At 27.2% G+C, this 12898-nt stretch carries 9 protein-coding genes; 8 read left to right on the top strand and 1 reads right to left on the bottom strand.

The genetic code is table 4. The features are described 5' to 3' along the window. Window positions 1-50: 50 nt before the first annotated feature. Entirely contained in the window at window positions 51-641 is a 591-nt protein-coding gene (locus EXC44_RS00280) for a hypothetical protein (RefSeq protein ID WP_129620881.1), read from the bottom strand. Between the two features lie 63 nt (window positions 642-704). Between EXC44_RS00280 and EXC44_RS00275 the strand changes: the two genes are divergently transcribed. From EXC44_RS00275 to EXC44_RS00245, 8 genes are all read left to right on the top strand, one after another. Then, complete coding sequence (locus EXC44_RS00275) at window positions 705-2687, top strand: MIP family Ig-specific serine endopeptidase (RefSeq protein WP_129620879.1); 1983 nt, start codon at window positions 705-707, stop codon at window positions 2685-2687. 2 nt (window positions 2688-2689) lie between these two features. Beyond that, entirely contained in the window at window positions 2690-5191 is a 2502-nt protein-coding gene (gene mip, locus EXC44_RS00270) for an Ig-specific serine endopeptidase MIP (protein ID WP_129620877.1), read from the top strand. Between the two features lie 21 nt (window positions 5192-5212). After that, window positions 5213-7516, top strand: coding sequence for an Ig-specific serine endopeptidase MIP (gene mip, locus EXC44_RS00265; RefSeq protein WP_408634239.1), 2304 nt, complete (start codon window positions 5213-5215; stop codon window positions 7514-7516). A 6-nt stretch (window positions 7517-7522) separates the two neighbouring features. Continuing rightward, window positions 7523-7681, top strand: a complete 159-nt coding sequence (locus EXC44_RS03980; protein ID WP_223213741.1) for a hypothetical protein — start codon at window positions 7523-7525, stop codon at window positions 7679-7681. 81 nt (window positions 7682-7762) lie between these two features. Beyond that, complete coding sequence (locus tag EXC44_RS00260) at window positions 7763-8461, top strand: nuclease-related domain-containing protein (protein ID WP_129620875.1); 699 nt, start codon at window positions 7763-7765, stop codon at window positions 8459-8461. After that, window positions 8457-10595 carry a helix-hairpin-helix domain-containing protein gene (locus EXC44_RS00255; protein WP_129621887.1) on the top strand — a complete coding sequence of 713 codons (2139 nt, stop codon included), beginning with the start codon at window positions 8457-8459 and terminating at the stop codon, window positions 10593-10595. Before EXC44_RS00260 ends, EXC44_RS00255 begins: the two co-directional genes overlap by 5 nt. Before the next feature lie 32 nt (window positions 10596-10627). After that, complete coding sequence (mnmG, locus tag EXC44_RS00250) at window positions 10628-12457, top strand: tRNA uridine-5-carboxymethylaminomethyl(34) synthesis enzyme MnmG (protein WP_129620873.1); 1830 nt, start codon at window positions 10628-10630, stop codon at window positions 12455-12457. Further along, window positions 12457-12891: a 23S rRNA (pseudouridine(1915)-N(3))-methyltransferase RlmH gene (locus EXC44_RS00245; RefSeq protein ID WP_120161269.1), complete on the top strand. Its 435-nt coding sequence runs from the start codon at window positions 12457-12459 to the stop codon at window positions 12889-12891. Before mnmG ends, EXC44_RS00245 begins: the two co-directional genes overlap by 1 nt. Window positions 12892-12898: the final 7 nt, after the last annotated feature.

The following is a 12898-nucleotide window of genomic DNA, read 5'->3' as shown; positions in this document are numbered from 1 at the left end:
ATATATTTATAATAAAAATATGAAAACATATTTTCTTAAAAGATAAAAATTTAGCTTTCTAAAGCATCGTATTTATTAAAAATAAAGCTAAAAAACTTAGTTAAAAATTCATTTTGCTGTATTGTCAATAATTTTTTAATTTTATTTCCAAAAATCTTTTTTTCTTGATCATTAAATTTTAAATATTCTTTTTTAATATCTATTTGGTGCAAAAAAAAGCTTTTTAAATAGTTATTTTCTCACTTTAAAAAACTATTTAAAGAATTATTTTTAATTTTGCCAAAAAAGATAGCATCTTTAATTTCTAAATTATAAAATTTATTTTCTGTAATTTTTATTTCTTGTTTGAAAATAGATTTTAAATAATTTATATCTTCTAAATCAAATTTTAATGAATGAATCGTTCTTTTGGGTAAAAAGTTTTCGTAATTTTTACTTAAAAATAATTTATTTAGGTGAATAAATGAATCAAGTACAGCATTGCACCTTTGAAAGGTTGTTTTAAAGCAAGCAAAATTAAAATTAACACATTTATAAAATGTTTTTGTATAAATAGTTATAAAGATATTTAAAAGGTTAGTTAGCTCGTCAAATTTTAAAGTTTGAATCACTTTATTTTCTTGGGTAATAATTAGTTTCATTATGCTCCTTAATTTAGTTAGTTATTTATTACAAAAAAAACATAGATTTTATATAATAATTATATGAAAAAGATTAATAAGAAATTTAAAAATATTTTTGCGTTAACTATGTCTGCATCTATTTTACCAATTGTGGTTTCTTGTAGTTCAAGTAGTGAACCACAAGAAGACCAAGAAATTGTCCAATTAAAAGCAGATATTAATACATACATTATAAAGTTAAATACACAAACCAAATTACAATATACTCAAAATTTAAATTCAGCTAAAACTAAAGCTGAATTTACCAGATTAAAAACTCAAGTAAGCGAATATTGAACTAAAGTATTAAACGATACTAAAGCAGCAATTGATAAAATTACTGATAATACCATTAAAGCACAATTAACTACTGAATATAATGGTTATAAAGATTCAAAGACTTCAACTGAAAGTAATTTTAATAGTGTGAAGAAAAAAGCTGATGAGCAATATAATAAAGAGCAACAAACTAAAACTAACCCAGGAAATGATACTAAAACTCCACCTAGTGGTGACTCAGGAAAAAATAATGACCAACAAGCTCAAACAGATAATCCCCAAGAAGTTGCAGCTTTAAAAACAGAAATTCGAAACTTAATTCAACAACTGCCGGATGATAATCGTAATAAAACTATTTTTACTTTACGCTTAGATTTTAATCCAAATATTAATAAGGATCAACTAGAAAAACTTAAAACAGAGGTTCAAAATGAGCTTAATTCTGTGCGTGAAGCATCTCAAGATACTACACCAGTTGAAACAAGAAATTTTAGTTTTTCTAAAATTACCCAGCAACAAGCAATTGAAAAGCTAAAAAACCGTAGCTTTTCAGTAGGGTTTGGATTTAAAGAAAAAAGTGAACAAGTTTATGATAATTACACTGGTACAGCCTGATTATTTGACTATGCTTTTGATCAAAATAAACAAAATATAGTTTTATTTTTAGCAACTAACTTACACGTTTATAATCGTCAAACTAACACTTTATCAGAACAAGATAAAGCTAAGTTTCCTGAATATGGAACAAATGAAGATTCAAAAAATACTAACTTTTTTTTAGGTGTCCCACAAACTAATATTAATACAAACCCTATTCCAAATAATACCACTCCAAGTTTAGAAACAAATAGACCAAAATTATATTCTAACCTTCCTGATAGCGTTAGTGATAAACAAGGTTCAACTTCTATTGGTGATATTTTAGGAAACCCTCAAACAGTTTTTGCTGCAATTGATATTTTTGATTCTGCTTCTAATAGCGAACTTAAAAGAACAGCTGCTGTTGCACCAGGTAGTGAATACACGGATCAAAAACTTGGTTTTGACTTTGCAATTTTTGCAGTTGAAATTAAATATTCTCAACTTAGTTCTACAACACATAAAGAATTAAAAGAACATATTGATAATGCTATTAAATCTTTCGATGATGATATAAAAATTTTAAAACATGATCAAGATACTTTATACATTCCATTTGATTATGCTACTTCATATAATGAAAATCAACGTAGAAATTTAAAACCAGAACGAATTTACATTGGTGGATATCCTAAAGTTTCTGATACAGCTCCAGTATTTATGACTAATACTTCAACTGATTTAGATCATACAATTACATATGAAAGAAATACATTTAGTAATAACTTAGTAGTTAATCATGTCTTTGATTCAAAAAGGGCAACAGTGCCATTTGGATATAGTTTTAATGTTAAAAATTCTTCATTGTACTATGGAGCAAGTGGATCAATGGTACTGAATGAATATGGCGTTCCAGTGGGGATTTATTCAACAGTTGAAAATACTGAATCACCATCAGATTTATCAAAAAGAGGTGGATTTATTCAACTTATTTTAACTAAAGATGCTCCAGGTACTTCATATGCTTATAATTTAATTGATGGTTCTGATAAAACCAGAACCCCAAAACAAGAAAAATCGTACCGTCAAAACCTTGGTAAACTTTCTTCATTAACAGCAAAATACCCTAAAACTGCATTATTCCCTGAGGGAATTATTAAAAGATAATTATGAAAAAAAAGTTCTTTTTAAATTCAACTGCTGTTTTTAGTATTTTAAGTTTTGGAACTATAGTTTCTTGTGGAGTTACCCAAAAACCACAAGAACCTAAAAAAGATCCAGATAATAAGCAAAAAACAAATGATCGTTCAACTCAAAAAAATCCTGCTGGTGCAACAGGAGCTTCAAATCCTGTAACACTCAATAGCGATTTTGAAACATTTAGATCTTCTATTGCTAACAAAGGTTTCATAGAATTATTTGATATCACGGGAACATCTTTTAATTTAGATGATATTAAAGCTAATTTAACTAAGGAACAATTTATTGATAAAGTTCTTTCGGGTGATCTAAAAATTAGTTTAAAAAATAATGATACATCTTTAAATATTGTTAATGCTGTTGCGGTTGAAAACCAAAACACAGCTGCTTTGATTTTTGCTTATAAAAATAATTCTAATAACTTAATTCAATTTAATATCGATGGGTTTGTTGATAAAAATAGCAATAGTCTTATAACAAAAAAAAGCAATAACCCAAGTGATTGAACCATTTATCATGAATCATCACAAGCAAATCGTTATGAATCAGATATGAAAGAGTATGATAAGTTATTAAAAGCTAATGTTCAAGCTCGCGAGCTTGGTCAAACAGCTGCAACTAAAGCCGAGTTTGACCAAAAAGCAAAATCTTTAAATTTAGCAACTTATGATAGAGCTAACCTACTTGGTTATACTATTCCTAAATATAATGAACAAGGTGAGTTTCTTGGTTTAGATATGAAGATGTCAGAACAAGCTAAAGCTGATTCATGAGTTGATAGTTATGGAAAAATTAAAGCTTTAAACAGTGGTTTAGCAAGAACTATAACTAACCAAACTTATGCTAATATGGCTTTATCTTCATATAATTTAAAATTAACTAATTGAGCTGTTTCATCACGTGAAGCAGATCGTTTAATTGCTAAGGAAATTTTTAAACCAGATCCAAATGTTGTTAAATATTTAATTAACATGTTAACAAACAACGAAATTAAACAAGATTTATTAACTAAATTTGATCGTAATAATGATGATTCAGAAACTGTTGAAGTAATTCATGACAAAGCTTTTGAGCAACTTGCTTCAGAACATGGACTTTACCTTGCTAGGCAAAAATATGAAGATAAATTTAATAAATATCGCCGTGAGCTATTATTCGAAAAAATTAATGCTTCAACATTAGAACAAAAAATTAAAGATAAACTTATTACTGCAGTAAAAAGAATGCGAACTCATGCTAACTTCCAACATGCACAACACTTATGAGAAAGTTTTACTCCTAATGCTGGTACAGCTTGAATTATGGATTATGAGCTTACTGAAGATGGTAAATACCCAACTAAATGATATTTTGCTACTAATTTACACGTAATTGATGCTATGGATCAAACACACTTTAAAAACTTCCAATTAACAGTGTTACATGAGGAAATGAGTTCACTTTATAATAAGCTAAGAACTATTCCTTTAGATGATCGCTTTAAATCATATGATTTTAATGATGAAGATTCTAAAGCAATTACTCGTATTTTTGATGGAAGGGATTATTTAACAAAAGATCCAGTTGATTACTTAGCTGATAAAACTTTTGACAAAAAAGAATTTATTGATATTGCTATTTTTGAAGTAGATTTTTCAAAAACTAAATATACCGAAGAAGATATTAAATTTATTACCAATAATTATGCCTTAAAAGACGATCGTAAAATTTCTTTCTTAGAATATGATTATTTGCAAGAATATTCAAAAATTGATATTCCTTTAGCGACAAATAATATTGAAGATTTAAAGAAATATGATAATTTATACGTTTTAGGTTACCCAAAAACTAAAACAGATAATTGGGAAGATTACTACATTGATCAAATTAAAGATAAAACATTATACGAACAACAATGATTTACTTATAGCTTATGAACTAACGCTTCATATGAATTATATGAAAAACCTGGGCCAACTGATGATGCCAGATCAAAAACTAGGTATGAGCTTGGATATGGTCTTTCATATTCTTTAGGATATCGTACTTTTACTGATAAGCCTGGAGTTGTGGACCAATTTTTAAGTGCTCCAATTATTGGAAATGCGCCATACACATCGCCACAAGATAATAAAGAATATGTGGCAATGAACTTAGCCTATATGCCAAGACGTTATATTCCTGGTGGTGGAGCTAGTGGTTCACAAGTTCGCTCCCAAGATAATAAAGTAGTTGGAATCTTTCATAGTGTTAACCAATATGCTGGTACAGGACTTGCAGCTGCTTTTAGATCAAATGGATTTAATTATCAAGGTTTATTTGGTTCATATAATCTACCACAATATGATATAATCTATGGAACTGGCAAAGATCAAAAGAACTCATACAGAGATGCTATGAAAAAATTAAATAAACAAAATACTTGATTATTTAAAAATGGTTTTGAACTTGAAAACGTTCCAGAACAATACAAGTTCAAAAATTCAAATTAGTAAACTGTCAAATTAAACTAATTACAAAAGGAGGAATTATGAAAAAGAAATATAAGCTGCTTTTTTTTATCATTAAATTTTGTTGGTTTAACAACTTTAACCTTATCTTGTGCAAAACAATCAGAGCAAGAATCTAAGCCAAAAGTACCAGAAAATGATCTTAATAATAGCAATCAAAATAGCACCACAAGCCAAGATTTAACTTTTGAGCTATTTTCAAAAACAATTAAAGGCAAAGACTTTGATACTTTATTTAAAGTAGAAGGTGCACTAGTTGATCCAGAAAACTATAAACAAAATTACAATAAAAAAGATTTTGCTTCCAAAGTTCTAACTGGTGAAATTAAAATTAACTTAAAAGATGGTAATACAAACTTAAAAGTTTTAAATACTGTTGCTAATGATTATGAAAACAGTGTTGATATTATTTTTATGTATAAAGATAATATCAATGATACAATTAAATATAAACTAAGTGATTTTAAACAAGATCGTTACATTATTCAAACCCCAAAAAAATCTGATAGTGAATGAAGTAGATATTTAAATGCTTCGCAACAAGAGCGCTATGAAAAAGATGTTTTGGAATATGACCGAGGTCTTGAAGCTAACACTACTCTTCGTGATACTAATATTTCTGATTCCCAAAAAGAGCAATTTAATAATAAAGCTAAAGAATTAAACTTACCTAATTATGATCGTTCAAACCGTACGGGAATGACAATCCCAACTTATGATAAATCAGGGAAATTTTTAGGTTTAGATTTAAAATTAGAAGAAACTGGTAAAGGTTCTTCTTGAGTTGATTCACATGCAAAGGAAGCTCATTTAAATAAAGGTTTAGCAAGAACTATTACCAATGAAACTTATTCAAATATTTCATTGCAATCATATCAATTTAAAATTAGTAATTGAACTATTTCAAGTGACCCTAGACAACGAGAAGTTGCTACCCAAATGTTACAAAATGATGCTGATGTAAGTGTATTTTTAAGGATGGTAACTAACGAATCAGAAAAAGAAAGAATGTTAGGAGTTTACAAACGTCATAAAGATCAACAAGGTGTAGTTACCCAATTAATTGAACAAGCTTTCAATTTACTTGTGCAAGAAAATGGTTACCAACATGCTGTTGAAAAATATAAAGAATATACTTCAAATCACCAAGCTAAAATTATTGCTCGAGTTAATGCAAGCACTGAATTAAAGCAATCAGTTAAAGATAAATTAATTAGCAAAATTAAAGAAGAAGATGATTTTTATAAATTAGCTAATTATGCTAATACTTTTAGTCCTAATGCAGGTACTGCCTGGGTGATGGATTATGAATTAACTAATGATGGTTCATATCCTAAAAAATGGTATTTTGCTACTAACTTACATGTTATTGATGGAATCAACAAAGATAATTTTGATAGTTTCCAACTAACAGTTTTAGATAAAAATACCCCATCTTTATACCAAAAATTGCAAACAATTCACTTTGAAGATAAATTTAAAACTTACAACTTTTCAAATAATAATAAAAATGCTTTAACTCGTATTTTTGATGGTCGTGATTATTTAAAACAAGACCCAAACACATTTTTAGCTGATAAATCAAATGACTTAAAAGAATATATTGACATTGCAATTTTCGAGGTAGATTTTTCAAAAACAGATTATACTGAAGAGCAAATTATAGCTTTAACTAATAACTATGCTAATTTACCTAATAAGAAAAAAGTTTCATTTGCTAATTATGATTATTTAGCAAATTATGAAAAAATTGATTGACCTTTAGCAACTGATAATTACCAAAATATTTTAGACAATTATGATAATTTATATATTCTTGGTTTCCCACAAACTCAATCTCAAGGATTTTTAGATTTCTTTTTAGATAATTATCAAGATGAACGTTTGCTCTCATCAGCTTTATATACTTATAGTTTATGAACTAATGCAGCATACGATTTGTACCAAAAAATTCCAACTAATGATGAGAAATCTCAAACTTTATATAAATTAGGTTATAACCTTTCATATAACTTAGGGTATCGTACTTTTACTAATAAACCTGGAATTGTTGATCAATTTATTTCTAACCCAGTTACAGGAAATGGTCCATATACCTCTAGTGATGATAATAAAAAATATGTTGCTATGAACTTAGCTTATTTACCACGTCGCTATGTGCCTGGTGGCGGTGCTAGTGGCTCATCAGTAAGAACACAAGAAAACAAAGTAATGGCAATTTTCCATAGTGCTAATTTAACAGCTTCTACGGGTGTAGCTGCTGCACTTAGGTCAAGTGGCTTTAATTACCAAGGTTTATATGGATAATATAACTTGCCACAATACGATGTAATTTATGGAACTGGTAAAGACCAACAAAATTCATATCGTGAGGCAATGTTAAAACTTAATAAGGCTAATACTTATTTATTCCAAAATGGCTTTAAGTTAGAGAATGTTCCAAGTGAATATAAATTTCAAGAATCAAACTAATCTATAAAAAACATTTAGTCTAACTAAATGTTTTTTATCCTTATATAATATAATTTTCATTATTAAATATAAAGGAGAATTATGACAAACCAGCAATTTTTAATTATTACAATCATTTTAATTGTAATATTTTCACTTGGATTTATTGTAAGTTTTAGCTTATTTATTTTACATAAATATGTACATAATCTTAAAGCGCAAAAAAAGGGTTTTATGTTTGAAGATTCAATTAATAATAAACTTAAAACTTTACTAAAAGCAACAGATTTTAACTTTATTTCAGGAGGAGCTTATAAGCTAGATAAAACTCTTTATGAAGTTGATGCTATCTTTTTTAATAAATCAATGTTAGTTTGTGCGGAATATAAGTATTTTCAAGGAGTTTTATCAGGTGATTCATATGGAAATGAACTTAATTTAAGTAACGAGAAAAATAAGAAAATAAAAGTAAAAAATCCTATTACTCAAAATGAAAGTCATGTTAAAAACATTTTTAAAACTACTAATAAAAAATTACCTTATGCATCATTAATTATCTTTCCTGATGATTTAAAATTAGAAATAAGCAATATTCCTGCGCACGTAATAATTTGTAAAGTTAATGAAATTGAATCTAAAGTTAATCAACTTTATAATGAAGCAAGCACACTTGAGCAAACTATAAACATTAAAGAATTTCACAATACCTTAAAAGCATTTGAAATTTCCATTTTAGCTGAAAAACTATATTTTAGAAATAAAATAATGAAACAAAGGAGAAAATATGAATACAAAAATTAATATTGAAGCTAGTGCAATAAACACAACTGCTTTAGAACTTAATTTAAACCTAAACCAAGTAAATTTAGTTTTAGAAATGCTTGCTAATGGAGATACAGTTCCATTTATTGCAAGGTACCGCCAAAATTTAACTAAAGGCTTAAATGAAGAACAAATTTATAAAATTGATAAATTATATAAATATTATGAAAGTTTAAATAAACGTAAAGAAGCTATTATTAATATTTTAAGTGAGAAAAAACTTTTAACTGATGATTTACTAAATAAAATTAACCAAATAACTACTAAAAGTGATTTAGAATCTTTATATGAACCTTTTAAAGTTGGCAAAAAAACCAAAGCCTCACAAGCTATTGAATTAGGACTTGAACCCCTTGCGCAAAGCATTTACCAAAATAAAAATCCTAAATTTGATGCAAAGTTTGAAGCTAAAAAATATTTAAATGATAAAATCCCAACTATTGAATTCGCTTTAGAACAAGCAAATTACATTATTGCCCAATGAATTTCACAAAATACAGAAATTAAAGATGAAATAAAAAAACGTATTTATAGTTTTGGAGTTTTAAAAACCACAGCTAAGAAAAATAAAGAAGATCCAAAAGAAAAATTTAAACTTTATTATGATTTTAAATTACCAATTAAATACTTAAAAAACCATAATATTTTAGCAATTAATAGAGCAGTTAATTTAAATATTGTTTTGTTATCTTTTGATTACAAATTTGATCACTTTGTTTCATATATTTTATATATTTTAGATCGTAAAAAACTTAATGAAGTAAATTTAAAAGATCCGATTATTGATTCATTAAAACGACTTATTTTACCTTCTGTGGAACGAGAAATTTTTAGCGAATTATTTGTTAAGGCCGAAACAAGTGCAATACAAATTTTTTCTAATTCTGTTGAAAAACTTTTAAATACACCAGCAATTGATAATATTACTTTATTATCAATTGATCCAGGTTTTAAAAATGGTTGCAAAATTGCTGTTTTAAATAAAAATGGTGATTTATTAGAAGTAGCTAAAATTTATCCTACTGAGCCCCGTAAAGAAATTTTAAAGTCCCAAAAAATTGTTTTAGAGTTAATTAAAAAACATAATGTAGATATTATAGTTATTGGCAATGGAACAGCTTCAAGAGAAACTGAGAAATTTATTTCTGATTTAATTAAAGAATATAAATTAACTAATTTAAAATATACTATTGTTTCCGAAGTTGGAGCGAGTATTTATTCTGCTTCACAAGTTGCAATTGATGAATTCCCTGAGTTATCCGTTGAAGAAAGAAGTGCTGTAAATATTGGGAGAAAATTTTTATATCCGTTAAATGAATATGTAAAAATTGATCCTAAATCTATAGGAGTTGGTCAATATCAACATGATGTAAATCAAAAAGAATTAGATCATTATTTAACTTTTAAAGTTCAAAAAGTAGTTAATAAAGTAGGAGTAGATCTTAATTTAGCTACTAAAGAAATTTTGACTTATATTTCAGGTCTTTCTTCAAAACATGCACAAAATATTATTGAGCATCGTAAGGAAAAAGGTGAATTTAAAAATCGCCTTGAAGTTTTAGAAGTAAAAGGAATTGGTCAAAAAACTTATGAACAAGCGATTGGTTTTTTAAGAATTCTTAATTCAAATAACTTTTTAGATAAAACTTTTATCCACCCTGATTTATATCATTTGGCTAATAAAATTATTGATAAATATAATTTAGTTCCAAATGATAATGGTTTAAATCTAACACATTTAGATCCTAAAGTTTTAGCTAGCGAATTACAAGTTGAATATTACGATGTTAAGTTAATTTTAGAAGCACTTAGTTCAAGTGTGCAACCAATTAAACGAGATAAAACTGGTTTTATTTTAAAAAGTTCCATCACTAATTTTGAGGATTTAACTGAAGGAGAGCAAATAACTGGTTTTATTGATAATATAACTGACTTTGGAATTTTTGCATATATTGGACTTAAAGAAAGTTTGTTTATTCCTACTAAAGATTTAAATCTAACAAATAACTTAAGTCAACATGAAGCTTTTGCTCCAGGACAAATAATCAATGCTACTATTACAAATTTAGATAAAGAAAAAAAACGTATTAGTGGAAAATTAATAAGTTTTTAATCTTATTAAGATCTGATACAATTAATATCATTATGATTAAAACAAAATTTGATGCAATAGTAGTAGGTGGTGGACACGCTGGAGTTGAGGCAGCTTTTGCATTAGCTAATAAAAATCATAAAGTTGCTTTAATTTCATTTGATTTAAATAACTTAGCTATGATGCCTTGCAACCCATCCATTGGAGGACCTGCAAAAGGTATCATAACTAGGGAAATAGATGCTTTAGGTGGAGTGCAAGGATACTTTTCTGATTTAGCTATGATTCAAATTAAAATGTTAAATGAATCAAAAGGACCAGCAGTACGAGCTTTAAGAGCTCAAATTGATAAAGAAAAATATTCCAAAATTATTAAAGATGCTTTATTAAAACATCCTAATATTACTTTAATTCAAGCCACAGTCGAAGAAATTCTAGTAAAAGAGTCTAACAAAGAATTTTACGGAGTAAAACTTTGAAGTGATATTATTTTAGAAGCGCAAACAGCAGTTATTACCACTGGAACTTACATGAATTCACGTATCTTAAGAGGTAAAGATATCACAATTAGTGGCCCAGATAATCAAAAAACGACCCCAAAATTAAGTCAATCACTCTTAAAACATGGTTTAGAACTACAACGCTTAAAAACTGGGACTCCGCCAAGAGTCTATGCTAATTCAATTGATTTTTCAAAAGTAGAAAAAGAAAATTTAGAAGATAATTATTTAACTTTTTCAAATCGTTCAAATGTTAAGTTAAATGAGCAAATTTCTTGCTATTTAACTTATACTAATGAATTAACTCATCAAATTATTGAAGAAAATATTTCGAAATCTTCAATGTATTCAGGTTTAATTGAAGGAATTGGTCCAAGGTATTGTCCAAGTGTGGAAGACAAAGTTATGCGTTTTAGAGATAAAATTCGACATCAAATCTTTTTTGAACCAGAAACGGCTGATGGCAGCATAATTTATGTCAATGGATTATCAACTTCAATGCCTATTGAAGTTCAAGCAAAAATGCTTAAAACAATCCCAGGAATGAAAAATGCTAAGGTGCAAAAATGAGGCTATGCCATTGAATATGATGCTTTAAATCCATTGCAAATTTCAGATACTTTAGAATCAAAAATCATTAAAAACTTATTTACAGCAGGGCAAATAAATGGAACTAGTGGTTATGAAGAAGCTGCTGCCCAAGGATTAATCGCTGGAATTAATGCTGGGCAATTAATAGAGAAAAAAGCTCCTCTTGTTTTAAGTAGATCTGATGCATATATTGGTGTTTTAATTGATGATTTAGTAACTAAAGGTACTAAAGAACCTTACCGTATGCTTACTTCGCGTGCTGAATATCGCTTATTACTTCGTAATGATAATCCTGATCTAAGACTTGCTAAATATGGTTATGAAGTAGGTTTATTATCATATGAACATTACCAAAAAGTTTTAAATAAGTACCAGATTATTAACCAAAAAATTGAAGAATTAAGCTTAAAGTTTGTATCATCAAAAAGTGAATTAGCTCAAAAATATCATATTGAAAATGGGGTTTCATACATTAAAATATTGGCTCGTCCAGAAGTTGATGCTAAAGATATTTTAGGTGATTTTCAATATAAAAATGAGCTTGTTACTATCATTCGCTTAGAAGGGTATATTAAAAAACAAGAAGCCTTAGCTCAAAAAATGGCTAAGCTTGATAATTTTAAAATTCCCGCTGATTTAAATTATAACTTAGTGACTAATTTAGCAACTGAAGCTAAGCAAAAATTACTTTCTATTAATCCAAAAACAATTGGTCAAGCTTCAAGAATTTCGGGAATTAACCCTTCTGATATTCAAATGTTAATGTTTTATATTTCTACTAAACAAAAATAATGAAATTAAATCTTATTGCCGTTGGTTCTTTATCTAAAGAATACCAAGTAATTTTTGATGAGTATCTAAAAAAAGTAAACTACTTTGCTAAAGTGAATTTAATTGAAATTAAAGAACAAAAAATAGATAATATTGAGTTAAAAAAGCAAAAAGAAACTCAACTAATTTTAGAAAAAATACCCAAAAATTCATTAGTTATTTATTTATCATTATTAGGTAAAAAATTAAACTCAGTTCAATTTTCAAGTTATATTACTAATTTAGATAATATAACTTTTGTAATTGGTGGCTCAAATGGAGTAATTGAATCAAAATTTAATAATAAAATTAATTTTTCAGATTTAACTTTCCCGCACCAATTATTTCGAATAATGTTAATTGAACAAATTTACAGAGCTTTTACAATTAAAAATAATATTACATACCATAAATAAAACAAAG

The sequence above is a fragment of the Mycoplasmopsis bovirhinis genome, assembly GCF_900660515.1.
Lineage (GTDB): Bacteria > Bacillota_I > Bacilli_A > Mycoplasmatales > Metamycoplasmataceae > Mycoplasmopsis > Mycoplasmopsis bovirhinis.
This window is presented reverse-complemented; position numbering and strand designations above follow the sequence as displayed.